This window comes from Hymenobacter sp. BRD128 (assembly GCF_013256625.1).
GTDB lineage: Bacteria > Bacteroidota > Bacteroidia > Cytophagales > Hymenobacteraceae > Hymenobacter.
On the sequence record NZ_CP053908.1, the window covers coordinates 1,037,837 to 1,063,823 of the forward strand.

Genomic DNA, 25,987 nt, shown 5'->3' on the forward strand with positions numbered 1-25,987 from the left:
TATCCCAATGCCCCGCAGCTAGGAATATCAACCATGAGAAAGCCCCGCCTGAAACTCAGGCGGGGCTTTCTCATGGTTGGTGAGGGACGGCTTACTGCCCCACCAGAAACACGGCGTTGCCAAACAACAGCTTCCCGCTCTGCCAGAAGGCGCGGAACAGCGGGTTGTCGCCGAGGTAAACAATCTGGCCGCGGCCCAGGTCCTGCTCGCCTAGCACGAAGGTGTCAACTAGCTCTTTTCGAGCCTTGCTGCCCGCGAAGCCGGCGTAGTAGCCATTCTTCTTGATAACGCCCACGTTCCAGCCGCCCTTACCTAAAAACTTGTAGCTGAGCGGCGTGCGGATGAGCGCCGAGTACGTGTCGCCGTAGCCGAAGGCTAGCGGGTGCGTGTTGTCGAGCTGCACGCGGTAGATGGTGCCGAGCGCTTGGTCCTCCGTGTTTTCGCGCTCGGTGGTGCCGTAGCGGCGCAGCGGCAGGTAGGGGTTGGCCCCGGCCGCTTTTTTAATGGCTACAGAGTCGGCGGTTTTAGTTTTGAGCAGGAAGTCGCGCTTGTTGGCCAGGAACTTGGCGCCGCCTTCCATCGCGATGAGCTTGCCACCGCCGCGCACCCAGGCCTTGAGGTTTTCGAGGACTGCGGCGGGGTAGATGTCGGTGTAATCACCATCGGGCAGGATGAGCACGTCGATTTTCGACATGGCCACGCGGTTCAGGTAGTCGGTGCCGAGCACCGTAATTGGGTAGCCAAGCTGCTGCTCGAAGAAGTGCCACACCTCGCCAAAGGCCGTGGCGTCGATGCCGGGGCCGGCCACTACGGCCACGGTGGGCATCTTCACGAAGTGCACCGAGCCCGAGCCTAGGTCGTGGCCCGTGGTCGAAAAGCCCGTCTTCACGGCCTGTACCACCGAGCCGGCCGAGTCGGCCTGCGCCCGCACCAGCTGGTCGAATTTGGGGCCCAGCGCCTCGTTGCCAGTACGCGTGATAATGAGCGTGCCGGGCGCGTATTTCTGGCCCTCCGCCTCAAAGGCCTGCTGGGCAAATCGCACTTTCACCTTCTGCTGCAGCAGCTTGCTGAGAAAGCGCACGTCCTGCAGGTTGTGCCAGCGGGCGAGGTAGGCGTAGGGGCGGGCCTCGGCAGCCGCGCTGCCCTTCACCACGGGCTGGCTAGGGGTGGGGCCGCTGGCATCGAGGCGCTGGGTGAGGGCGAAGGCCTTCACCCCGAACGAGTAGGGCAGGGCCCAGGAGGTAATGTCGTAGGTGAGCGAGTCTTCGAGCTGCGGGCGCGGCTCGAATAGCACTTTCACGAGCGTCGATTTGGGCTGATACATGCTCACCACCACGTCGTGGGGCTGCACGGTCACGGCCTCGGTTTTGCCGCTGGCGTAGCTGTAGCCGGTGGTTTTGAGCTGCTTGGGTGCAAAGCCGTAGCTGATTTGCTGGCGCTCCAGGTACTTCGTTAGCATGCGCAGCTGGCCGGGGTCGTTACCGGAGGCCAGCACGTAAGTTTTGTAGGTACCGCCGGGCTTGGTCTTGGCGGTGGTGAAGTACGACTGGAACTCGCGCAACAGGTCGTCGTGGCGCTCGGCGGTGGCCTGGATGGTGGCGCGGCTGGCCGCGTGGTGGTGCGCAATGCGCTGGGCTAGGGTCAGCGTGTCGCCGTCGATGCGGGCGTAGGCCACGCCGGCCGGGCCGCCGCCGCCCTGCTCGTAGGTCATGCCGATGGCGCCGTTGAAGCTAGGCCAGGTATCGCCGTAGGTGGGGGCGTACAGGTCATACACCTCGCGGGTGAAGTAGAGCCAGTTGTTCTTATCAAAAGTGGCCCGGTTGTAGTCGCCAATGACGTTCTGGAACTGCCGCTGCCAGGGCGTAATGTCTTGGTGATAAGGCTTGGCGGCCGGCGAGAAGTAGTACGAGTTGTTCGGCCCCATCTCGTGGAAGTCGGCGTGCACCTGCGGCAGCCACTTGTTATACAGCACAATGCGCTGGCGGCTTTCCTGCTGGGTTTGCCAGGCCCAGTCGCGGTTCAGGTCGAAGTAGTAGTGGTTATAGCGCCCGCCGGGCCAGGGCTCGTGGTGCTCCCACGAGTCGGGGCTGGCGTTCACGTTCTGGTTGCGCACGCGGTTGTACCAGTTGGCGTAGCGGTCGTGGCCGTCGGGGTTCACGCAGGGGTCCACCACGATAACCGTGTTCTTGAGCCAGTCCTGCATCTGCGCGTCCTGCGGGTTGGCCAGGTCGTAGAGCACCTGCATCACGGCCTCCGAACTCACCGCCTCGTTGCCGTGCACATTGTAGCTGAGCCAGCACACGGCCGGCAGCTGGCGGCTGGCAGCGCCAGGTTCGAGGCTAGCCAGCCGGCGGTCATTCTGCTGAATATCAGCCAGCCGGCCGAAGTTTTCGGCGTTGCCGATTTCAATTACTTCCAGCGTGCGGTGCTCGTAGGTCTTGCCGTAGGGCGTGATGCGCATGCGGCCGGGCGAGTGGGCCACCACGTGGGCGGCGTAGCGAAGCACATCGGCCTGCGGCGTAAACTGACTGCCCAGCTTGTAACCCAAAAACTGGTCGGGCGTGAGCAGCGGCCCCGCCGCGTCGGCGGCCGAAGTGGGGCTAGCCGCGGTAGTTTGGGCAGCGCTGGCCAGGGGCAGGGCCAGCCCCAGCAGCAGCCCCAGGCCCAGCTGGCCCAGGTTGCGCGCCGTGACTTGCCCGCGAAATAGTAGTGAAGACATCAAAGGAAAATGGAGTAAAGTAGGAAAGCAAAGGACAAAGCGTAGGGCGCAAAGATGCAAGGCGGACACCTCACCTTACCTCTGTGGGGCTGCCTACCCATCTGAAAAAGAAGGGGGACTTACCGATTTTATATAAAATAAGGGAAGCACCCTCTTTTTGAGATAGGAGCTTAGGAAGTAAAGCTAGGCCGCTTGCCAAACCACGGCTGCGCCTGCTCCAACTGCCCGGCCAGCCGAAACAGCACGTCTTCGGCCCCGAGCTTGGCGATGAACTGCACGCCGCAGGGCAGGCCGTCGGCCGTCCAGTGCAAGGGCACCGACATGGCGGGCTGGCCGGTGAGGTTGGCTAGCTGGGTGTAGGGCGTCCGGGCCAGGTTTTGCTCGGCCAGCTTTTCTACCAGCCCCGAGCGCCGGATGAGGCCGCCCAGGCCGAAGGTATTCACCACTTTCAAGAGCTGCTGCTCGAACGGTTTGGGCTGCAATTCGCCGATGCGCACGGGGGGCGTGGCTAGGGTAGGCGTGAGCAGCAGGTCGTGTTGCTCGTGAAACCGGCCCATGCGGCGGGCGTGGTCGTTCCAAGTGTGGCGGGCGGCGGCAAAGTCGGCGGCCGAGTAGGTGCGGCCCAGCAGGCCGAGCAGCCAGGTAGTGGGCTCCACATCGGCGGGCCGGGCGGGGCGGCCCAGCACCTTCTCCAGGCCGGCGATGCTAGCCCCGGTTTCGCCAAAGTAGAGCATGAGAAAGGCCGTGGCCACGGCCCGGCCATCGAAGGGCAGCGGCACTTCGTCCACCTCGTGGCCCAGGCTGGCGAGCAGGCTGGCCGCGTCGCGCACGGCCGTGGCGCACTCCGGGTGCAACGGGCTGCCTAGCGGATGGCCCAGGGTGAAGGCGATGCGCAGCCGGCCGGGCGCGCGGGTGACTTCTTCTGAATAGGGCCTGGCGGGGTTAGGCAGAAAATACGGTGCGCCCACATCGGCGCCCTGCGTGGCATCGAGCATGGCCGCGCTGTCGCGCACCGAGCGGGTAAGTACGTGCTCGACGGCGGCGCCCTGCCACTTTTCGCCCTGCTCGGGGCCGGTAGGCACGCGGCCGCGGCTGGGTTTCAGCCCAAACAGCCCGCAGCACGCCGCCGGAATGCGGATGGAGCCGCCCCCATCGCCGGCGCCCGCCAGGGGCACAATGCCCGCCGCCACGGCCGCCGCCGCGCCGCCGCTGCTGCCGCCCGGCGTGTGGCCCAGGCTCCACGGGTTGCGGCAGGGGCCGTAGAGCGCGGGCTCGGTCACGGCCAGCAGGGCAAACTCGGGGTGCTGGTTTTGCCCAGAATATTGACGCCCGCCGCCTGCCAGCGGCGCACCAGCTCGGCATCTTCGGTGGGCACGAAGTGGCGCAGGGCCTTGCTACCACCAGTATGCGGCACACCCGCGTACTGCGCCCCAAAGTCCTTCAGCAAAAACGGTACTCCGCCGAATGGACCGGCCGGTAATCCCGCGGTGGCTCGCTGCTGCGCCTGCTCGAATAGCTTGAGGATGATGGCGTTAATCTGCGGATTAACCGCCTCGGCGCGGGCGATGGCGGCCTGGCACAGCTCGGCGGCCGTGAGCTGGCCGCTGGCCACGAGGGCCGCCATGCCCAGGCTATCGAGCTGGTCGTATTCGAGAGGAGAAAGCATGGCGGCAAGATAGGGGCGGCTAGGGTAGCGGGTTGAGGCTGTTAAAAAAGAAGGGTCATACTGAATGCGGTGAAGCATCTCGCGCGCTTTTTTGAAGTCATTTCCATACGGCGTGGCAGAGACGCTTCACTGCCTTCAGCATGACGTTCTTTTGCAAGTACTAACTACTCCTTCGCTTCTTATGAAAAATCTTTTACCTTTCTTCGCCGCGCTAGGTCTGCCGCTGGCTAGCCTGGCCCAAACGGCGCCGCGCCCGCTCAACCTCACCGACCTGGCCCGCATGCGCGACGTGGCCGACCCCAACCTCTCGCCCGATGGTGCCTGGGTGGCCTACACCGTGACGCGCATCGACACCACCACTGACAAGCGCGACGCCGACGTGTGGATGGCCCGCACCGACGGCTCTCAAAACCTGCGCGTCACCACCAATCCGGCCAGCGAAAGCCGCCCGCGCTTCAGCCCCGACGGCAAGTACCTGAGCTTCCTGTCGGGACGCAACGAAGACGACGGCAACGCCCAGCTCTGGCTGCTGAACCGCGCTGGCGGCGAGGCCGAGAAGGTGACCAAGCTCAAGGGCAGCGTATCGGACTACATCTGGAGCCCCGACGGCAAGCGCATTGCCCTGATTATCCGTGATGCCGACCCCGACTCGCTCACCGCCGCCCAAAAGGCCAAGAAGAAAACCGCGCCGCCCATCGTCATCGACCGCTTTCAGTTTAAGAAGGACGTCGATGGGTATCTGAACAATCAGCGCCAGCACCTCTACGTGTTCGACGTGGCCACGCGCCGCCTCAGCAACCTCACGCCGGGCCAGTACGATGAGAACCTGCCCGCCTGGAGCCCCGATAGCAAGCAGCTCGTTTTCAGCAGCAAGCGCGGTCCTGACCCCGACCGCCACGACAACTACGACCTGTTTATTATCAACGCGCAGGCCGGCGCCACCGCTAGGCTCCTGCTGGCCACCGACGTACCCGAAAGCGCCCCCAACTACGGTAGTCGCCCGGCCTTCAGCCCCGATGGCCGCCATATCGCCTTCGTGCAGGGCGGCCCCAAGGAGCAACTCGTGTACGCCCTGCACCAGCTGATGGTGGTGGATGTGGCCGGCGGCCCCGCCCGCGCCCTCACCGCCGGCCTCGACCGCAACACCACCCAGCCGCAGTGGAGCGCCGACGGCAAAAGCGTCTATTTTCTGCTCGAAGACGACCGCGCCGAGTCGCTAATGCGGGTAGGGGCTAGCGGTGGTAAAATCGAGAAAGTGCTGGCCGGTCCGCGCCAGGTCGGTGACTTTGACATGGCCAGCAAGGGTACCACAGTGGTACTCAGCAGTCAGCCACAACAGCCCACCGAGGTGTTTGCGCTCGACAAAAAGGGCGGCCTGCTGCCCTTGTCCAAGCAGAATGACGCCTGGCTCAAAGGTGTGTCGTTAGGGGCGGTGGAGCCGATGCAGGCCAAAAGCAAGGATGGTACGCTAGTGAGCGGCTTCACGGTGAAGCCGGTGGGCTACCAGGCCGGGCGCAAGTACCCGACCATCTTGCGCATTCACGGCGGGCCGGTGTCGCAGTTCGGCTACGGCTTTGCCTTTGAGTGGCAGTACTTTGCGGCCAACGGCTACGCCGTGGTGGTAGCCAACCCGCGCGGCAGCTCGGGCCGGGGCCTGGAGTACAGCAAGGCCATCTATGCCGACTGGGGCAACAAAGACACCGACGACGTGCTGGCCGTGGTAGACTACGCCGTGGCCCAGGGCCTAGCCGACCCCGACCGCCTCGGCGTGGGCGGCTGGAGCTACGGCGGCATCATGACCGACCAGGTTATTGCCCGCGACCAGCGCTTCAAGGCGGCCGTGAGCGGCGCCAGCATCGCCAACGTGCTGGCCGGCTACGGCACCGACCAGTACATCCGCGACTATGAAACCGAGCTGGGCACGCCCTGGAAAAACCCCGACGTGTACATGCGCGTGTCGTACCCCTTCTTCCACGCCGATAAAATCAAGACACCCACGCTCTTCGTGTGCGGCGAAAAGGATTTCAACGTGCCCCTGCTCAATACCGAGCAGATGTACCAGGCGCTCAAGAGCCTCAACGTGCCCACGCAGCTGGTTATCTACCCCGGCCAGTTTCACGGCGTCACGACCCCTAGCTACGTGAAGGACCGCTACGTGCGCTACCTGGGCTGGTACAATAAGTACTTGATGCCCAAGGGTTCGGCGATGGGCAGCACGGCGGGCGGGCAGTAGAGCCAGCCGATGAGCTTCTTTGAATTAAACCAGCCAAACCCGTCTGTCATTGCGAACAAAGCGAAGCAATGACAGACGGGTTTGGCTGGCTACTTGCCCGCCGAAACTTCGTTGGCTAGCCCGCTTGTTGCCGAAAAGCCACTACGTAACTTTGAAGCTATGGACCTGATTGTAACCGTGCCCGACGACCGGGTTGCTTTCGTGAAAAAGCTCCTGCGCGAGCTGAACCTGGCCGTAAAGCCGGCCTCCAAGGCCAAGCCATCGCCCGCGCAGTCTAAAAAATACACGCCCGAGCAGCAGGAGTGGATTGATGATTTCCGCGAGGCGCTCCACGAAGTGGAGCTGCATCAGCAGGGCAAAATTCAACTGCAGGACGCCCGCGATTTTCTAAATGAGCTTTAGGATAGTCATTACCGATAGCTTCCGTCGGCCCGGTAAGCGGCTGCGTAAGAAATACGCGACGTTTAAGGCTGATTTTGCCGCGTTGCTGGACGAATTGGAGCAAGAGCCGCAAGCCGGCGAGCCGCTAGGCCGCGACTGCTACAAAGTGCGCATGAGTATCACCGCCAAAAACAAAGGCAAAAGCGGCGGTACTAGGCTAATAACCTGCGTGAAAGTCGTCGGCGAAACGGTGTACTTGCTCACGATTTACGACAAGTCGGCGCAGGAGTCCATCTCCGACAGTGAGCGCGACGAGTTGCTGCGCGAAAACGGATTATTGTAAAAGGGAAAGCCCTGCGGCGCCTGCTGCGGGGCTTTCCCTTTTATAAAAAAATTAGCACGTCATGCTGAGCTTGCCGAAGCATCTCTACCGCGCCGCTAGGGTCAACTAACCCAACGACCGCGGTAGAGATGCTTCGACAAGCTCAGCATGACGTTCTCTATTGAGGCCGCTAGCCCTACACCACTACGTTCACCATGCGGCCGGGCACTACCACCACTTTTTTGGCCGCTTTCCCGTCGCCGAAGCGGGCTAGGAAATCCGATTCCAGAATCGCGGTTTCGATTTCGGCGGCCGTGGCGGTGGTGGCAAACTGGCGCTGCTCGCGCACCTTGCCATTGATGGCCACGGGGTAGGTCACGTTGGCTTCGACCAAATACTCCTCGCGGAACTCGGGGTACTGGGCGTAGCTGATGCTGCCGGGGTAGTGGCCGAGCTCTTCCCACAGCTCTTCGGCCAGGTGGGGGGCGAAGGGCGAGAGCAGCACCACGAGCGGCTCCAGGATGGCGCGCTTGCGGGTGCCGAGGGCGGTGAGCTCGTTCACGGCAATCATGAAGGTGCTCACGCTGGTGTTGAAGCTGAACTTTTCAATATCCTGCGCCACCTTCTGGATGACGCGGTGCAGGGCCTTCAGCTCGGCGGGGCTAGCGGGCTCGTCGGTCACGGCCAGCGCGCCGTCTTCGGGGTGGAAGAGGCGCCAGAACTTCTTGAGGAACGTGCCTACGCCGGTGATGCCGTTGGTATTCCAGGGCTTGAACTGCTCCAGCGGGCCGAGGAACATTTCGTAGAGGCGCAGGGCGTCCGCGCCGTATTTGTCAATCAACACGTCGGGATTTACGACGTTGTATTTTGACTTCGACATTTTCTCGACTTCCCAGCCACAGACATAATCACCGTTATCCTCTAAGAGAAATTCTGCATCAGCATATTCACTGCGTGATTCGCGAAATAACTCTCTATCAAGAATGTCATTCTCAACGATGTTAACATCAACATTGATTGGAGTGAATCTTACAAAAGGCTCGCCATCCTCACCATACATTGGATTAATAGAAATGCCTGTATCAATTCCTTCCTCTTTTAATTTGTTGCGAGTTTTATTTGCAAGGTCTAAAAGCAATTGATGCAGTTTTACAACAGCAGGATTGTTATTGTCCTTAATTGGTTTTGAGAGCTGTTCGTAAAAGCTTTTTGTAACGAAAATAGGCTGGTAAAGCTTAATATTTTCGGTATCAAAGGGCTTTCCGAAAGAAGACCAACTAGCATTCAACCGGTACACAAAATTCGAACGGCCCAGAATCATCCCCTGATTTATCAGCTTCTGGAACGGCTCATTAGCCGTCACTAGGCCCAGGTCCTTCAAGAACAGGTACCAGAAGCGGGAGTAGAGCAGGTGGCCGGTGGCGTGCTCGGCGCCGCCCATGTAGAGGTCTACCTGGCCCCAGTATTTTTCGGCTTCCTCGCCCACGAAGCGGTCGGCGTTGTGCGGGTCCATGTAGCGGAGGTAGTACCAGCTGGAGCCGGCCCAGCCGGGCATGGTGCTCAGCTCGAACTCGTACTGACCCTTGTACTTCCAGTCTTTGGCGCGGCCTAGCGGGGGCTCGCCGGTTTCGGTGGGCTTGTACTCGTCGATTTCGGGGAGCACGAGCGGCAGGTCTGCCTCGGCCACGCCGTAGGCGGTGCCGTCTTTATAGTAAATCGGGATGGGCTCGCCCCAGTAGCGCTGGCGGCCAAAAATGGCGTCGCGCAGGCGGAAATTCACCTTGCCCTTGCCCAGGCCCTTTTCTTCGAGGTAGGCGATGAGGGTGGCGGTGGCTTCCTTATAGCCCAGGCCGTTCACAATGCCCGAGTTGATGTAGCGGCCTTCCTTGGTGGGGTCGGCCTGCTGGTCGAGGTCCTTTTGGGCGTCCGAAATGGCCGGGATGGGCAGGTCGAAGTGCTTGGCGAAGAGGTAGTCGCGCTGGTCGCCGCTGGGCACGGCCATTACGGCGCCGGTGCCGTAGCCGGCCAGCACGTAGTCGGCCAGCCAGATGGGCACGGGCGTGCCATCGACGGGATTAGCGGCGTAGGCGCCGGTGAACACGCCCGACACGGTTTTCACGTCGCTCATGCGGTCGCGCTCTGAGCGGCGCTTGGTGGCGGCGATGTACTCATCCACGGCCGCGCGCTGGGCGGGCGTGGTGAGCGTATCGACCAGCTCGTGCTCGGGGGCTAGCACCAGGAAGGTAGCGCCGTAGATGGTATCGACGCGGGTCGTATACACTTTAATAACAGTGCCTTCGTGGCCCTGCACCGGGAAGCTCACCTCGGCCCCGATGCTCTTGCCAATCCAGTTGCGCTGCATCTCCTTCACGGCGTCGGGCCAGTCGAGGGTGTCGAGGCCTTGCAGCAGGCGGTCGGCGTAGGCCGTGATGCGCAGGTTCCACTGCGGCATGAGGCGGCGCTCCACGGGGTAGCCGCCGCGCTCCGAAAGGCCGTCCTTCACCTCGTCGTTGCTGAGCACAGTGCCTAGCGCGGCGCACCAGTTCACATAAGTATCTTGCTGATAGGCTAGCCGGTAGGGGAGGATGGCGGCGAGCTTCTGCTTTTCGGTAAAGCTCTGCCACTGGCCGGCCGTGAAGTCGTGGCGGTCGGCGTCCTCGCCTGCGGCGCGGATGCCGGCGCTTCCGCTCTCGGCAAACTTGGCCATGAGCGCGCTCACGGGCTCGGCGCGGTCGGTGTCGAGGTTGTACCAGCTATTGAACAGCTTGAGGAAAATCCACTGCGTCCACTTGTAGTAGCTTGGGTCGGAGGTGCGTACCTCGCGCTCCCAGTCGTAGCTAAAGCCCAGCTGCTGGAGCTGCCGGATGTAGGTTTCGATGTTCTGCTCGGTGGTCACGGCCGGGTGCTGGCCGGTCTGGATGGCATACTGCTCGGCGGGCAGGCCAAACGAGTCGAAGCCCATGGGGTGCAGCACGTTGCGGCCTTGCAGGCGCTGGTAGCGCGCCACAATGTCGGAGGCAATGTAGCCCAGCGGGTGCCCCACGTGCAGCCCCGCCCCGCTAGGGTAGGGAAACATGTCGAGCACGTAGTACTTGGGCTTGTCAGAGTTATTGTCGGCGCGGAAGGTATGATGCTGCTGCCAGTGGTCTTGCCACTTTTTTTCAAGCTCTTGGGGGCGGTAGGCGGGCATTTCGAAGGCTGGTTATTCGCGCAAAGGTACGCAGCCCCACCACGTAGCCCACGGGGCAGGGTAGGAGAGCCCCGGCATTAAAACGGGCTTAAAAGTCGTTAAAAATCAAATTAAAAAGGCTTTTCAGCCGTAACCAGGGTTGATATTTGCAGCATAATTCATCAAATGCTCATTTTGTAAGAGCACCACGCAGTGCCCGCTTCCGGGCCGGCGGCCGCCATTGGCCGACTGCGGAATGAAGAATGCCCCACCTACTTATGGCCCACCACGCTACTGCCGGCCTGCCACCGCCCACGCCCTGGCAACGCCTCACCCACATGCTCGATACCGAGCGCAGCACCATTCGCTACATCATTTTTTACGCCGTTATCACGGGTGTTATCAGCTTGTCGCTGCCGCTGGGCACGCAGGCAGTATTTAACCTCGTGTCGACGGGCGCCGTGTTCAGCTCCACCTATATACTAGTAGCGGTGGTGGGTGGCGTGCTGCTCGGGGGCATCCTGCTAGTTGGTCAGATTACGCTGGTAGAAGCTATTGAGCAGCGCATTTTTGCCAAGGCGGCCATTGAGTATGCCTACCGGCTGCCGCGCATCAAGCCCGAGGCGCTGGAAGGACTGGACCCCAAGGAGTTGGTCAATCGCTTTTTTGATATCCTGACTATTCAGAAGGGCCTCACCAAGCTGCTGGTCGATGTCATGTTTGCGGTGCTGCAAATCCTGATGGGCGTGATTGTGCTGTCCTTTTACCATCCCATTTTCATTGGGTTTGGGTTGTTTACCATCCTGGCGCTCGGGTTCGTGTATATGCTTAACTACCGGCGGGCGCTGCGCACGAGCATTGAAGAATCGGCCTACAAGTATGAGCTGGTGGCCTGGCTCGAAGAAGTGGCCGGCCGCCTCGACGAGGTGCGTGGCAACGATGCCGAGGAGCACAAGACCCTAGCCCGCGCCGACGAGCTGACGTCGGAATACCTGCACGCGCGCAACCAGCATTTCCAGACCCTCAAGTCGTATTACAACTACGGCATTGCGCTGCGCACCATCCTCACGGCGGGCCTGCTCATTGCGGGCACGCTCTTCGTGGTATCGCGCCAGATGACGCTCGGGCAGTTCGTAGCCGCCGAAGTCATTATCGTGATGATTAGCGGCTCGATAGAAAAGCTGATGACGAGCATTAATACCATTTTTGACGTGCTGACGGCGGTAGAAAAAGTGGCCGCCGTGACTGACCTGCCGCTCGACGAGCATAAAAATACCATCGCCTACGACCATGCTTAACCTCTCGAACCAACACGTGGCCGAGGAGGTGTGGGAGCACGTGCCCCGGCAGTCGCGCCCCGAGCTGCTGCGCACCTACGCCAGCCGCCGGCTAGGCCGCATTTTGCTGGTAATTGGAATAGTCTTCTTGATTATCCTGTTTTTGCCCTGGCGCCAGACCATTTACGGGTCGGGCAGCCTCACCGCGCTCACGCCGCAAGACCGGCCCCAAAACATTCAGAATCAGATAGCGGGCCGCATCGAGCACTGGAACGTGCGCGAGGGCCAGCTCGTGCACCGCGGCGATACGCTGCTCATGCTCTCCGAAATCAAGGACGAGTATTTTGACCCCAACCTGCCCGAGCGCCTGCGCGAGCAGCTAGCCGCCAAGCGCGCCAGCGTGGGGGCATACCAGGCCAAGATAAACGCCACCGACCAGCAGATTGCCGCCCTGCGCGCCACGCTCGACGTGCAGCTCGAATCGGCCGCCAACAAAGTAGCGCAGGCCCAGAACTACCTCAACAGCGACCGCGCCGACCTAGTGGCCGTTACTAACTTCTACGAAACGGCCAAGGCCCGGCTGTTGCGCTACGAGGAAGGCTACAAAAACGGCTTGTTCTCCCTCACCGACATCGAAACGCGCCGCCTCAAGCTGCAGGAAGACCTGGCCAAGGTAACCTCGCAGCGCAACAAGGTGAGCAGCAGCGTGCAAAACCTGGCCAACGCCCGCATCGAGCTGGCCAACCTGCGCGCCAAGTACGGCCAGGACCTGGCCAAGGCTAATTCGGACCGCAGCACGGCCGTGTCGAGCCGCGTGAGCTACGAAGGGGAGGTGGCCGCCACCCGCAATAAAATCGGTAATGTGGAAGTGCGCCGCGGCCTCTACGTGGTGCGCGCCCCCCAAACCGGCTACATCGTGCGCGCCCTCAAGGCCGGCATCGGCGAGACGATAAAGGAGGGCGAAAGCATTGCCACGCTTCAGCCGCAGTCGCCGGCGCTGGCGGCCGAGGTCTACGTGCGGGCGATGGACGTGCCGCTCATTCAGCCCGGCCGCACCGTGCGCCTGCAGTTCGACGGCTTCCCGGCCATCCAGTTTTCGGGCTGGCCCTCGGCGGCCGTGGGCACGTTTGGCGGTGAGGTGACGGTGATTGACGTGGTGAGCAGCCCCGGCGGCAAGTACCGCCTGCTGGTGCGCCCCACTCAGCCCCAGCCCGGCGACCAGCCCTGGCCCAAGCAGCTTCGGCTAGGGTCGGGCGTGCAGGGCTGGGTGATTCTCGACTCGGTACCCGTGTGGTACGAAATCTGGCGGCAGCTCAACGGCTTCCCGCCCACCCTCAGCACCGAGCCCGACGTAGCGCCCGTGAAGGGCGAAGGAAAGGAGAAAAGCAAGTAGTTTATTATGAATAAGTTAGTTGCTTTCTTTGAGCGGGGTAGCTTTTCTCTGGTGCGTACCCCCGCCCCCGGCCCTACGCCGCTTGATGTGGGCCGGGGGTGGGGCGGCGTGCTAGGGCTGCTACTAGGCTGCCTGCTGCTGGCTAGCCCCGCCTGCGCCCAAAACCCGCCGCTGCCGGCCCGGCGCTCGGGCCTGGAGCGCGCCCCGCTGCAAACCACCCAGCTCGACATCATCCGCCCCGCCGACACGGCCAGGGTATTTTCGCTCGAAAACCTGGCCGAGCTGGTGTTTGCCAACCACCCCATCGTGAAGCAGGCGGCCCTGCTCAGCGACGAGGCCCGCGCCCAGGTGCTGCAAGCCCGCGGCGGCTTTGACCCCAAGCTGGGGTCCGATTTTCACCGCAAGCAGTTTGGCGGCACCGATTATTACAACAATTGGCATAACGAGCTGAAGGTACCCATCTGGCCCGGCGGCATTGACCTCAAGGCCAGCTACGACCGCTACGCGGGCACCTACGTGAACCCCGAAAGCCGCACTCCAATGAATGGGCTGGCCGGCGTGGGGGTGTCGGTGCCCATCGGCGCGGGCCTACTCATCGATGCCCGGCGCAGCACCCTGCGCCAGGCCAAAGCCCTGCAGACCGCCGCCGAGGCCGACCGCGTGAAGCAGATAAACGAGGTGTGGCTGCAGGCCGCCAAGGACTACTGGGCCTGGTACTATGCCTATCAGCAGGCCCAACTCATTCGGGAGGGTGTGGCGCTGGCCGACCGGCGCTTTCAGGCCACCGCCCGCCGCGCCCAGCTTGGCGACCAGGCGCCCATCGACTCAGTAGAAGCCCAGATAACCGTGCAGGACCGCCAGGTGCAGGCCGCCCAGCTGCAGGTGGAGGTGCAAAATGCCCGCCTTGTGCTTTCTAATCACCTCTGGAACAAGAACAATCAGCCCGTGGAGCTGCCCGCCTACGCCGCCCCCCAAACCCCCGCGCGCGACACCGTGAGCCGCCAGGAATACCAGCGCCTCGCCAACCTAGCCGCCAGCAGCCACCCCACGCTGCGCAAGCTGGGGGCCAAAATCACCCAGTATAACATCGAGGAGCGCTACCGCCGCGAAATGCTCAAGCCCAAAATCAACCTCAGCGGTACGCTCATCAGCCAGGGCGATTTTTACCGGCCCGAAGTGCCCGGCTACTACGATTTTGGCTGGAATAACCACAAGGTAGGCGTCGATTTTGCCTTTCCGCTCTTCCTGCGGGCCGAGCGCGGCAAGCTCCAATACGCCCGCATTCAAGTGCAGGAAACGGTGCTGGAGCGCCAGCAGAGCCAGCGCACCATCGCCACGCAGGTAAACAACGTCTACAACACCCTGCGCGCCTACGACCAGCAGCTCACCCTGCAGGCCCAGACGGTAGCCAACCAGCGTAAGCTGCTGGCCGCCGAGCTGGCCAAGTTTGAGCTGGGCGAGAGCACCATCTTCCTCATTAATGCCCGCGAGAGCAAGCTCATCGAGTTGCGCATCAAGCAGGAAAGCCTGCGGGCCAGCTACGAAAAAGCGCGCGCCGAGCTGTACTACTACGCCGGCATGCGCTCGGTAGCCGGGGGCGAGTAAGCCGGGGGCTAGCGGGCCGGCATATTGTCTTGCGGCAGTTGCTGCAAAGGCTGGCCAGCCCGCGCGCTACTCGTTAGGCATTCATCTCGGCGCCCTGGGGCATGCCGGTGCCCGTGCCGTACGAGTTGTGAGGCGCGGTGCGGGTGAGCAGGTGGCCATCGGGATGCTTGTTGGGATTCACGCCGTAGGGCTTATTGCCGCATTAGCATCAAGCCCGCGCAGCTTTAGTAAGCAGGTGACATAACCGAGCCTCAAATGAATAATTGATGGATTACTCTGCATTGCGGCCGAGGCTGCCGGCAAGCTGCTGCCAAAGCGTTCAAGCTCGATTAAAGCAGAAAGCGCCGGCTACCTGGGGTAGCCGGCGCTTTTAGAGGTGGATAGCAGCTGGATGAGTTAGCGCCATTTGCCCTGACTCATCCAGCTGCTTTTTCGCGATGCAGGCAGCGTAAGCAGGCCTAGCGCAAAGCCAGTTCGGCGGCTGCCTGCGGCTGCGCTACGCTCTGCAGCGCTTCGGCCAGCAGGCGGTAGGAGTGTACTCGTGCCTCTTGGTCGAAAATATTAGACGTGGCCATCAGTTCATCCACCTGCGTTTCGTGGATAAACTCTTGTAAATCTTGCTGAAGAGTCGCCGGGCTGCCGATAAACGAGTAGGCTAGCATCTGCTGCACGGCGTGCTGCTCGGCGGGCCCCCAGAGCGCGGCCATCGACTCGACGGGCGGTTGCAGCGGGGCCGGGCGGCCCGTAATCACGCTCATCATAAACTGCTGGAGCGAGGTAGAAAGGTAGGTGGCCTGCTCGTCGGTAGCGGCCGCAATCACGTTGACGCAGGCAATGACGTAGGGCTTGGCCAGCGCCTTCGAGGGCCGGAAATTCTGGCGATAAATCTCTAGCGCGGCCAGTAGCTGGCCCGGCGCAAAGTGGCTGGCAAAGGCGTAGGGCAGGCCCAGCGCGGCGGCCAGGTAGGCACTGTCGGTGCTGGAGCCCAGAATGTAAATCGGAATATCGAGTCCTTCGCCGGGAATGGCGCGCACGGCGGCCGTGCTGTTAGCGGCCGAAAAGTAGGTTTGCAGCTGCTGCACTTCGCGCGGAAAATCCTGCGCGCTGCCCATGCGGCCGCCCCGGATGGCCTGGGCCGTGCGCTGGTCGGAGCCGGGCGCACGGCCCAGCCCCAAGTCGATGCGGCCCGGATAAAGCGAGGCCAGCGTACCGATTTGCTCGGCCACCACCAGCGGGGCGTGGTTGGGCAGCATAATGCCACCCGAGCCCACGCGGAGCGTGGTAGTGCCGCCCGCGATGTAGCCAATCAGCACCACCGGCGCCGAACTGGCCACGCTGGCCATATTGTGGTGCTCGGACAGCCAGAAGCGGGTGTAGCCCAGCTTCTCGACCTCCTGGGCCAGGCGCAGGCTGTTGCGAAAGGTATCGGTAGGCGTGGCGTTGGCCAGAATAGGCGCCAAATCCAGCACGGAGAAAGCGACGTTTTTAGCGGAATTTGTCATGATGGAACACGTGGAATAGGAGTTACTGTAACCAAGCTGGTTCGCTAAAAGTTAGTGCGGCTCCCTGTGGCCGCTAGCCATGCCCCCGCCCCCCCGGCGGCGTGGGCGGCTCGACTATCCTGCCGCGCTGCTAGGCGCGGATAGGCGAGTGCCCGCGCAATGAAACTTAGGGCGCGCTCAGGCACTGACTAAACGCCGGCGTGTAAGATTCGGCAGTGGGGCCAACTAATTGATTTATTTGCAGTAGAAGACGGACATTCACTTTTTTAACAGTTTCTTGAAATCGACTATGTTTGCTTCTTTTCTAACCAGGCACCGCGGGGCAGCCCAGGTCATTGCCGGCGTGCTGGCCGTAGCCGGCCTGAGCCAGTGCGGCATCCATGAACAAGTACAACAGGCTAAAGCGTTTAAGAACGTGGACGTGCGGCTGGCATCCATTGACCAGGCTACCGTGGGCGGCGTCAACGTGCTGAACCTGCGCCAGGCCGCCGACCTGGGCACCGCCGAGCGGGCGCTACTGCTGGCGGCCTATACGTCTGGCAACCTGCCCCTGCGCATGCGGGCCAACCTGGAGTTTCGCAACCCCAACAACGAGACGGCTGCTCTTAACGAATTTGACTATATCGCCCTCATCGATGGCAAGGAAGTGGCCAAAGGCCATACTACCCAGCGTATTGAGGTGCCGGCCAATGGCGGCGTAACCACGGCGCCCATTCAGGTAGAAAGCAACCTGCGCCAGGTACTAGGCGACCAAACGGGCGAGAGCCTGGCCAACTTCGCCCTCGGCCTCACCGACCGCGACCGCCAGCCGCTGCGCTTCACGCTCAAGCTCAAGCCCACGTTTATCACTAGCAGCGGCCGCCGCATCTCGCCCCCCGGCTATTCCACGGTCGAGAAAGAATTTACCCCCGCCCAGGCCCTCGACGCCGTGAGTCGCCCCGACTCGGTGCGCCGGCCCTAGCCCGGCTGGCTAGCCTCAACGTAGAAAAGCCGCTTGGTTGCCTGTGCAACCGGACGGCTTTTTTGGTTTAGAACGAACACCTAAGCTGAAGGCTATAGCCTCCGGCATCATAGGCGTGCTCAGCCTCAGCGCGTGCAGGCGTAGCACGGGCTAGCCGAGCGTGCTCCCAAACGCGCGCCAATGTACCATGGCCTAGCGGCCTGGCTAGGGTGTAAATTTGAAGCTCTAAACCTCCGCCGTGGCCCGCATCCCCAAAGAAACCGTTGACCAGATTATCCACACCGCCGACATCCTGGAGGTGGTGGGCGACTACGTGCAGCTCAAGCGCAAGGGCCAGAACTACTGGGCCCCGTGCCCGTTTCACAACGAAAAATCGCCTTCCTTCTCGGTAAACCCGGCCAAGGGGCTCTACAAGTGCTTTGGCTGCGGCAAGGCCGGCGGTATCATCCAGTTTGTGATGGACATCGAGGGCAGCAGTTACCCCGAGGCGCTGCGGGCCTTGGCCAAAAAGTACGGCGTGGCCGTGCCCGAAGAGGAGGAGCGCACCCCCGAAGAGCAGCTAGCCCAGAACGAGCGCGACTCGCAGTACATTGTATCCAACTGGGCCAAAGACTATTACCACGGCCTGTTACTGAAGTCGCAGGAAGGTATGAGCATCGGCTACGGCTACCTTAAGGAGCGCGGCCTGAACCTGACCACCATCCAGACCTTCGAGCTCGGCTACTCGCTCGACCAATTTGAGGGCCTGATGAAAGCCGCCACCGCCGCCGGCCACCAGCTCAAGTACCTCGAAAAAACGGGGCTAGTGGTGAAGCGCGAGGACGACCAGGGCCGCGATACCGGCCGGCGCTACGACCGCTTCCGGGGCCGCGTCATGTTCCCGATTCACAACGTGAGCGGCCGGGTGGTGGGCTTCGGGGCCCGCACCCTGAAGCGCGACGACAAGATGGCGAAGTACTTAAACTCGCCTGAGTCGGAGATTTATCACAAGTCGGACGTGCTTTATGGGCTGTTTCAGGCGCGGCAGGCCATCCGGCACGAAGAGCTGTGCTACCTCGTGGAAGGCTACCTCGACGTGCTGAGCCTGCACCAGGGCGGCATCAAAAACGTGGTGGCCTCGTCGGGCACTTCGCTCACCGAGGGCCAGATTCGGCTCATCAGGCGCTACACCGACAACGTGACGGTGCTCTACGACGGCGACGCGGCCGGTATTAAGGCTAGCCTGCGCGGCATCGATTTGCTGCTCGAAGGCGGCCTGAACGTGCGCGTGGTGCTCTTTCCCGACGGCGACGACCCCGACAGCTACATCCGCAAGGTGGGCGACCAGCGCTTTGCCGACCACGTCGAAAACCACAGCCAGGACTTTATCGCCTTCAAAACCACCCTGGTAGCCCGCGAGGCCAGCCAGGACCCGGTGAAGAAAGCCGAGGCCATCCGCGACGTGCTGCAAAGCATTGCTAAGGTGCCCGACGGCCTCAAGCGCCAGGTGTTTTTGCAGCAAACGGCCAGCGTGTTCGGCTTTGAGGAGCAGGTGATTATCACCGAATACAACAAGCTGCTCAAAACCGCTAGCCCATCCAAAGCCCGCCCCGCCGACGAACCCCGCGAAAGCCGCGCCGCTAGCCCTACCGCCGCGCCGGCGCGCAGCTACTCGTCCGAAGAAGAGGCCGAGATGGCCATGTACGGCGTGTCGAGCGGGTCGGAGGCCGAGGTTACGGCCGGTATCCACCCCGGCAGCAACCTCAACGCGGACCCCACTGAGCTAGCCACGCCGCTCGACGTGCTGACCCAGTGCGAGCAGGCCGTGCTGCGCCTGCTGGTGCTCTACGGCCCCCACGAGGTGCAGCCCGAGGTCACGGTGGCGCATTATTTACTGAGCCAACTCGATGGTACGCCGCTGCGTAACCCGCTCTACGCCCGGCTGTGGGCCGAGTGCCGCGAGCAGTTTTTGCAGGGCCAGCTGCCCGATTTGCGCCTGCTGGCCCACCACGAAGACGCGGGCATCCGCTCGCTGCTGGCCGACTTTGCCACCGAGCGCTACGACCTCAGCCCCAACTGGCGCATCAAGGATATCTACGTGCCCACCGAGCTGAACCTCATTCAGCTGGCTTGCGACAACGCCATCCTGCGCCTCAACAAGTGCCACGTGCAGCGCGAGCGCCAGCAGTGCCTGGCCCAGCTCCAGGACCCGCGCCTCGACCAGAATGAGCAGCTTAACGCCCTGCTGCGCTACAACGAGCTCACCAAGCTCGATGGCCAGCTAGCCCAAATGCTCGGCACCGTAGTGGCGCGCCATGCGTAGAAGCCGTTTGGCAGCGCAGCCAGTAACGTTCTTGTAGAAATTTATTGCAAGGACATATAGTAAATTAATGCTTAAACAACTAAACCTCTCGCGCCTGTGGCTAGCCCTGGGGCTGCTATTTTTCAGCTTCGCGGTGGGGGTGGGCGGCTTTATGCTGCTCGAAAACTACCCGTTTATCGACGCCTTCTACATGACGGTGATAACGGCTTCCACAGTCGGCTTTGGGGAGGTGCACCCGCTCTCCGACACGGGGCGCATCTTCGTGTCGTTTTATATTCTGTTTAATCTTTTGGTGGTGGCCTACCTCGTGTCGGTGCTCACTACGTACATTTTTGATGGCGAACTGCGCCACCTTTTTCGCATGATTCGCGCCGACCAGGAAATCAAGAGCTTCCGCGACCACGTCATCGTCTGCGGCTTCGGGCGCAACGGTTTTAAGGCCTACGACGAGCTGCGCCACAGCGGCACCCGCGCCGTGGTGGTCGAGCAAAACCAGCAGCTGGTAGCGGCTGCCAACGACGCCATTGGCCACCAGATTCCGGCCGTTTTCGGCGACGCCACCCTTGATAGCACGCTGCGCCAGGCCGGCATTGCGCACGCTAGGGCGCTCATTACGGCGCTGCCCAAGGATGCCGACAATGTATTCGTGGCCCTCTCGGCCCGCGAGCTGAACCCCAACGTCGTCATCATCGCGCGCGCCAGCGCCCGCAGCAGCGTGAGCAAGCTGCTCTCGGCCGGGGCCAACTCGGTGGTGCTGCCCGACGAGATTGGCGGCTCGCACATGGCCAACCTCGTTATTCGCCCCGAAGTAATCCGCTTTCTGGATATGATTTCGGGCCTTGACCCCAACAAGCTACGCCTCGAAGAATTACCCTTTAATGAGCTGAAGCCCAGCCTGCGCGGCCAGAGCATTCGCGAGCTCGATGTGCGCTCGCGCACCGGCGCCACTATTATTGCCCTGCGCCGGGGCCAGGGCGGCGAGCTCGAAGTGAGCCCCGCTGCCGACTACCGCACGGCCGCCGGCGACGTGTTGCTGGTGCTCGGCAACGAGGCCCAGATTCAGGCGCTGCACCAGCAGTTTAAGTAGCAACAGGTAGCGCAGACTCGCAGAGTCCGCGCGTGGGAAGTTGGCTTGGTGATACCACGCGCAGATTCGCAGAATCCGCGCTACCGCTAGCCCATCCCTAGTTTTGTAGCTGTATGCACATTCTTCAGGTAAGCCCGCGCGTGCCGTTTCCGCTGCACGACGGCGGCGCGATTGGGATTTATAACATCACGAAAGGGCTGCTCGCGGCCGGGCACCGCGTCACGATGCTGGCCATCAACACGCCAAAGCACCACCAGCCGGCCGACGTGCTAGCCCACCTCGGACCCAATTTTCGGCTCGTGACGGTGGATGTGGATACGGATGCCACGCCGCTAAAAGCGCTGCAAAACCTGCTGTTTTCGAGCCAGCCTTATAACGTTGACCGGTTCATTAAGGAAGAGGTTACAAGCGCCCTGATTGAACTGTTGCAAACACAAACTATTAATGTTGTACAGTTTGAAGGTACCTATGTTGCTTGGTATTACGAGTGGTGGGGATATCAAGAGCTTTCCGTGGGAGTGAAAGGTGTATTGCGGGCTCATAATATAGAATATGTTATTTGGGAGCGACTGGCCGCTGGAGAAAAAAAACTGCTGAAGCGCTGGTATTTGAAAAACTTAGCGCAACGGTTGCGTCGATTTGAGCAGCGATGTTTAGTCAACTTCGACGCCGTAGCTGCCATTACCAAAGAAGACATAGTGCGCCTGAAGGAATTAGGCTGCCCCGAACCCATTGCCCTCATCCCGGCCGCCGTCGAAATGGCCGCCTTCCAGCCCGACCCTAGCCAGCCACCGCAGCCGCGCACTGTCTTCATGATAGGCTCGCTCAACTGGCTGCCCAACCTGGAGGGTCTCGACTGGCTGCTACGCGAGGTGTGGCCGGCCGTGCACGCCGAACTGCCCGAGTTGGAGCTGCACGTAGCCGGCGTGGCGCCGCCCGGCCACCTCACCAGCCGCCCCAAGGGCCAGGACAACGTATTCATCCACGGCTTTGTGGAGTCGGCTGCCGCCTTCATGCGCCAGTACGACCTCATGCTGGTGCCGCTGCTGAGCGGCGGCGGCATGCGCGTCAAAATCATTGAGGGCATGGCCCTGGGTAAGTGCATTTTGAGCACTAGCATTGGAGCCGAAGGAATTGCCGTGCGCGATGGCCACGATATTGTGTTGCGCGACTCGGCCGCCGCCTGGCAGCAGTCCCTGCGCGACTACTACCACGGCCGCCTGCCGGTGGCCGCCGTCGGGGCCGAAGCCGCTCGCACTGCCGCTGAGGTGTACGACAACCGCCGCGTGACGCAGCGCTTTGAGGCGCTGTATGCGCAGGTAGGGGCAGGGCGGCCCGCTGCGGCAGGCTAGCCCCAACGCCAGGGCCGAAGCCGCCCGCCCGGCGGCTTTACCTTTGCAGCGCGCATGAAAATCCTGGTGCTCCTGTCCCGCTTTCCGTATCCGCTCGACAAGGGCGACAAGCTGCGGGCGTATTACCAGCTGCAGTACCTGGCCGGGCGGGGCCACGAAATTTGCCTGCTGGCCCTCAGCGACGAGGCCGTGAGCGCCGAGGCCCTGGCCGCCGTGGGGCCGTTGTGCCGGGGTGGCTTGCACGTGCACCGGCTGGGCCGCGTGGCACGGGGCCGGGGGCTGGCGCGGGCGCTGGCCACGGCCGGCCGGCCCTTGCAGGTGGGCTATTTCTACGAAAAGCCGGCCCATCGCCTGGTTGATAAGCTACTGAAGGATTTTCGGCCCGACCACGTGTACTGCCAGCTCATTCGCATGGCCGAGTACTTGCGGCCCTACGCCAGCCAGGTGCCCATGACGCTTGATTACATGGATGTATTTTCGGCCGGCATGGCGCGGCGGGCGGCCACCGCGCCGGCCTGGCAGCGCCCGGTGCTGGCCCTGGAGGCTAGCCGCCTGGCCGCCTACGAAGCCGAAGCCTTTGGCTGGTTTCGGCACCACACTATTATCAGCGACCAGGACCGGCAGCTCATTCCGCACGCTGATAAAGAGACGATTGCTATCGTGCCCAATGGCATTGCGCTCGATTATTTTCAACCCCGGCCGCTAGCCCCCAAAACGCACGACCTGCTCTTCTGCGGCAATATGGGCTACCACCCGAATGTGGACGCCGCCTGCTGGCTGGCCGAGGAAATTCTGCCCCTGGTGCAGCAGCGCCACCCCGGCGCCAGCCTGCTGGTGGCCGGTACGTCGCCCGCGCCCCGGGTGCAGGCGCTGGCCCGCCGCCCCGGCGTGACGGTGAGCGGCTGGCTGCCCGATATCCGCACGGCCTACGCCGGAGCACGGGTTTTTGTGGCGCCCATGCGCGTGGGCACCGGCCTGCAAAACAAGCTGCTCGAAGCCCTGGCCATGCAGCTGCCCTGCGTCACTACTGCTTTGGCTAATAATGCGTTGCGCGGCACGCCCGGCCAGCACCTGCTGGTGGCCGACACCGCGCCGGCCCTGGCCGAGGCCCTGGCTAGCCTGCTGGCCGACGAGGCCGCCGCCACCCGGCTAGCCGCCGCCGGCCGCACCTTTGTGGCCGAAACCTACGACTGGGCTGCTGCCACGGCCCGCCTGGAGAACTTGTTTCGGGATAATTGTTAAAGACTGTAAACTAAGCCTGTCATGGCGAGCGCAGCGAAGCACTCGCAATAGAACGAGACGGGCGCGAACGAGTACGTTCAGGTGCGAGTGCTTCGCTGCGCTCGCCATGACCAGTAGAAAAAAATCATGCTAGACACCATCGAATCGGCCATCGAAGACATTCGCGCCGGCAAAGTCGTTATTGTAGTTGATGACGAGGACCGCGAAAACGAGGGCGACTTTATCTGCGCCGCCCGCTGCGCCACGCCCGAGGTCATCAACTTTATGGCCACCCACGGGCGCGGGCTGGTGTGCGCGCCCCTCACCGCCGAGCGCTGCGACGAACTGGGCCTCGACCTGATGGTGGGCCGCAACACGGCCCTGCACGCCACGCCCTTCACGGTTTCGGTCGATTTATTGACTAACGGCGTCACTACCGGCATCTCGGCTTCCGACCGCTCCAAGACTATTCTGGCGCTTATCGACCCCGCCACCAAGCCCGAAGACCTGGGCAAGCCGGGCCACATTTTCCCGCTCAAGGCGCGCAAGGAAGGCGTGCTGCGCCGCGCTGGTCACACCGAGGCAGCCGTCGATTTGGCTAGGCTAGCGGGCTTCGAGCCGGCCGGCGTGCTGGTCGAGATTCTTAAGGAAGACGGCGAGATGGCCCGCCTGCCCGACCTGCGCAAGGTGGCCGAGCAATGGGGCCTCAAGCTGATTTCGGTGCAAGACCTCATCAAGTACCGGCTAGCCCAGGAAAGCCTCATTCAGCGCGAGATAACGGTGAAAATGCCCACGGCCCACGGCGACTTCGACCTGTACGCCTACACTCAGCGCTCGAACGGTGCCCAGCACCTGGCCCTGGTAAAAGGCGACGTGAGCGGCCCCGAGCCAGTGCTCATCCGCGTGCACTCATCGTGCGTGACCGGCGACATCTTCGGCTCGTGCCGCTGCGACTGCGGCCCGCAGTTGCACAAGGCCATGGAGCAGATTGACCGTGAGGGTAGGGGCGTAATCGTGTACATGAACCAGGAAGGCCGGGGCATTGGCTTGCTCAATAAGCTGAAAGCCTACAAGTTGCAGGAGGCCGGCCGTGATACTGTGCAGGCCAACGAAGACCTGGGCTTTAAGGGCGATGAGCGCGACTACGGCGTGGGCGCGGCCATTATCCGCGACCTGGGCATCCGGCAGATGCGCCTACTCACCAACAACCCCAAGAAGCGCACCGGCCTGCTCGGCTACGGCCTCGAAGTGGTGGAAACGGTGCCCATCGAAATTGCGCCCAACCAGCACAACCAGAGCTACCTCACCACCAAGCGCGACAAGATGGGCCACGACATCTTGCAAGCCATGAAGCCCGACACGGCCGCGTAAGCTGGCTAGCCTGCCTAGCCCTAAAAAGGCTACCCTGACCGGGTAGCCTTTTTTGTGGCTAGGCCGGCCGGCTGGGCCGGGTGCGTTGCTTATTTTTATATATAAAGAAAACAATATACTGTATTATTCTGCTGGCTTGCCTCGCTACCTCTGCCCGAGCCCAGCAGCCGGCTAGCCCGGCCCCGACAGCGGCCGAGCTGAAGAAAAACTTCGCTACCATCGAGGCGGGTACCGAGGGCGAGAGCGATGACTTCGATAAGCTGACCACGACCACGGCCCGCCGGCTGGTGACCTACCTCAAAGCCCACGAGGTGTCGGCGGCCGGGGCCAAGGACCTCGGGGTGGAGCTGTCGGCTGAGTCGGCCGATGCGTCTCACCTCAAAGTGTTTACCTACTCGCTTTCCTCCGGCGGCACGCGGGGCACCATCCACAAGCCCGTGTTGCAGTGGCAAAACGCGGCCGGTCAGCACTTTGCCTACGCCGTGGATGAGGAGTGTGAGTTTACTGAAATTCACCCGCTCGCCAGTCCCGGCCGGGCCCTTTACCTGCTGCTAGGCATGGAGAAAGGTGACGGCCAGTGCGACGTGAGCCAAGCCTACGTAGTAGAACTGAAGGGTAATTACTTGCTGGCCGACAACGCGGTTTTTGGCAAAAAATCTTCGCTCAGCCTCTGCAACGTGGATATGCAGCTCGACGCAAGCCGACAGGTGCTGCGCATCAACCAGACCCGCAATAAGGAAATTAGTGACGACGCGCTACGCCTCAAGGAGCGGGACTACCGCCGCAAGCCGGGGGCCAAAAGCCTCGTGCTTAAGCTAAGCGGCGGGCGGTTTGTGCAAAGTCAGTAGGCCAAAAAAATGGCGGCGGGTTGAACTCTTTAGGGGCGTGGCTGCGTAGGCAAGAAGCAAAATTCAGAAGTTCGTTGCTCGTATGCTTACCCCGCAGCCGCTCTACCAGATAATTTACCACAGCCTGGCCACCGGTGACGGCCTGACGCCCGAGGCGCTGGCCGAGCTGCTGCGCCAGGCTCGCGCCCACAACCAGGACCACCGCCTCACGGGCCTGTTGCTCTACGCCGCCGACACCAAAGAATTTGTGCAGGTAATCGAAGGGCCGCGCGACGAAATCGACACCCTCTACGCCCGCATTGCCCGCGACCCGCGCCACAAGCACGCCTTTGTGCTGCACGAGGGGCCGGCGGCGGGCCGCATGTTTCCCGACTGGCGCATGGGCTTCGTGCCCGCCGCCACCCAGGATTTGCGCACCACTACCGGCTACCTGCCGCTAGCTCAGCAGCCCGGCCGCATCAGCCCCTTCAGCTTAGTGGTGCACGTGCCCGAGACGCTGCGGCGCTTCCTCAGCAGCTTTGCCCAGCCGCTGCCGGTGGCCGTGCTGCCCGGCTAGCCAGTCCTTAACTAAAACGGCC

17 protein-coding genes and 1 pseudogene are annotated in these 25,987 nt (G+C 62.3%); 14 read left to right on the forward strand and 4 right to left on the reverse strand.

Translation table 11 applies throughout. The features are described 5' to 3' along the window. Window positions 1-91: 91 nt before the first annotated feature. Window positions 92-2,719, reverse strand: coding sequence for a M14 metallopeptidase family protein (locus GKZ68_RS04680; protein WP_173111254.1), 2,628 nt, complete (start codon window positions 2,717-2,719; stop codon window positions 92-94). Window positions 2,720-2,889: 170 nt separating this feature from the next. Then, window positions 2,890-4,463, reverse strand: a pseudogene (locus tag GKZ68_RS04685) (amidase). A gap of 103 nt (window positions 4,464-4,566) precedes the next feature. Here GKZ68_RS04685 and GKZ68_RS04690 point away from each other — a divergent pair. The 3 genes from GKZ68_RS04690 (at window position 4,567) to GKZ68_RS04700 (ending at window position 7,342) form a co-directional block, all read left to right on the forward strand. Next, window positions 4,567-6,618 carry a S9 family peptidase gene (locus GKZ68_RS04690; protein WP_173111257.1) on the forward strand — a complete coding sequence of 684 codons (2,052 nt, stop codon included), beginning with the start codon at window positions 4,567-4,569 and terminating at the stop codon, window positions 6,616-6,618. Window positions 6,619-6,777: 159 nt separating this feature from the next. Then, on the forward strand, window positions 6,778-7,020 hold the full coding sequence (locus tag GKZ68_RS04695; RefSeq protein ID WP_173111260.1) for a hypothetical protein: 243 nt from the start codon (window positions 6,778-6,780) through the stop codon (window positions 7,018-7,020). Beyond that, window positions 7,010-7,342, forward strand: a complete 333-nt coding sequence (locus tag GKZ68_RS04700) for a type II toxin-antitoxin system RelE/ParE family toxin (RefSeq protein WP_173111263.1) — start codon at window positions 7,010-7,012, stop codon at window positions 7,340-7,342. The genes GKZ68_RS04695 and GKZ68_RS04700 overlap by 11 nt, the downstream gene beginning before the upstream one ends. A gap of 175 nt (window positions 7,343-7,517) precedes the next feature. Here the strand turns inward: GKZ68_RS04700 and GKZ68_RS22365 are convergent, their stop codons facing one another. Next, entirely contained in the window at window positions 7,518-10,511 is a 2,994-nt protein-coding gene (locus GKZ68_RS22365; RefSeq protein ID WP_173111266.1) for a leucine--tRNA ligase, read from the reverse strand. A 257-nt stretch (window positions 10,512-10,768) separates the two neighbouring features. Between GKZ68_RS22365 and GKZ68_RS04710 the strand changes: the two genes are divergently transcribed. Genes GKZ68_RS04710 through GKZ68_RS04720 form a run of 3 tightly spaced genes read left to right on the forward strand, consistent with a single transcriptional unit; the run spans window position 10,769 to window position 14,765 of the window. Continuing rightward, window positions 10,769-11,788, forward strand: a complete 1,020-nt coding sequence (locus GKZ68_RS04710; RefSeq protein WP_173111269.1) for an ABC transporter transmembrane domain-containing protein — start codon at window positions 10,769-10,771, stop codon at window positions 11,786-11,788. Beyond that, window positions 11,781-13,160, forward strand: a complete 1,380-nt coding sequence (locus tag GKZ68_RS04715; RefSeq protein WP_173111272.1) for an HlyD family secretion protein — start codon at window positions 11,781-11,783, stop codon at window positions 13,158-13,160. The genes GKZ68_RS04710 and GKZ68_RS04715 overlap by 8 nt, the downstream gene beginning before the upstream one ends. 6 nt (window positions 13,161-13,166) lie before the next feature. Then, the gene (locus tag GKZ68_RS04720) at window positions 13,167-14,765 is read left to right on the forward strand and encodes a TolC family protein (protein WP_173111275.1); all 1,599 of its coding nucleotides are present in this window, start codon (window positions 13,167-13,169) and stop codon (window positions 14,763-14,765) included. Window positions 14,766-15,223: 458 nt separating this feature from the next. Here GKZ68_RS04720 and GKZ68_RS04725 read toward each other — a convergent pair whose 3' ends face one another. After that, entirely contained in the window at window positions 15,224-16,267 is a 1,044-nt protein-coding gene (locus tag GKZ68_RS04725; RefSeq protein ID WP_173111278.1) for an LLM class flavin-dependent oxidoreductase, read from the reverse strand. A 289-nt stretch (window positions 16,268-16,556) separates the two neighbouring features. Between GKZ68_RS04725 and GKZ68_RS04730 the strand changes: the two genes are divergently transcribed. From GKZ68_RS04730 to GKZ68_RS04765, 8 genes are all read left to right on the forward strand, one after another. Further along, window positions 16,557-17,228, forward strand: a complete 672-nt coding sequence (locus GKZ68_RS04730) for an LEA type 2 family protein (protein WP_173111280.1) — start codon at window positions 16,557-16,559, stop codon at window positions 17,226-17,228. Between the two features lie 238 nt (window positions 17,229-17,466). Further along, on the forward strand, window positions 17,467-19,530 hold the full coding sequence (dnaG, locus tag GKZ68_RS04735; protein WP_173111283.1) for a DNA primase: 2,064 nt from the start codon (window positions 17,467-17,469) through the stop codon (window positions 19,528-19,530). Window positions 19,531-19,597: 67 nt separating this feature from the next. After that, window positions 19,598-20,617: a TrkA family potassium uptake protein gene (locus tag GKZ68_RS04740; RefSeq protein ID WP_173111286.1), complete on the forward strand. Its 1,020-nt coding sequence runs from the start codon at window positions 19,598-19,600 to the stop codon at window positions 20,615-20,617. A gap of 113 nt (window positions 20,618-20,730) precedes the next feature. Next, the gene (locus tag GKZ68_RS04745; RefSeq protein ID WP_173111289.1) at window positions 20,731-21,969 is read left to right on the forward strand and encodes a glycosyltransferase family 4 protein; all 1,239 of its coding nucleotides are present in this window, start codon (window positions 20,731-20,733) and stop codon (window positions 21,967-21,969) included. A gap of 54 nt (window positions 21,970-22,023) precedes the next feature. Continuing rightward, window positions 22,024-23,211, forward strand: coding sequence for a glycosyltransferase (locus GKZ68_RS04750; RefSeq protein ID WP_173111291.1), 1,188 nt, complete (start codon window positions 22,024-22,026; stop codon window positions 23,209-23,211). Between the two features lie 126 nt (window positions 23,212-23,337). Beyond that, entirely contained in the window at window positions 23,338-24,561 is a 1,224-nt protein-coding gene (locus tag GKZ68_RS04755) for a bifunctional 3,4-dihydroxy-2-butanone-4-phosphate synthase/GTP cyclohydrolase II (protein ID WP_173111294.1), read from the forward strand. Window positions 24,562-24,641: 80 nt separating this feature from the next. Then, window positions 24,642-25,409, forward strand: coding sequence for a hypothetical protein (locus tag GKZ68_RS04760; protein ID WP_173111297.1), 768 nt, complete (start codon window positions 24,642-24,644; stop codon window positions 25,407-25,409). 82 nt (window positions 25,410-25,491) lie between these two features. Continuing rightward, window positions 25,492-25,965, forward strand: a complete 474-nt coding sequence (locus GKZ68_RS04765) for a BLUF domain-containing protein (RefSeq protein WP_173111300.1) — start codon at window positions 25,492-25,494, stop codon at window positions 25,963-25,965. Window positions 25,966-25,987: the final 22 nt, after the last annotated feature.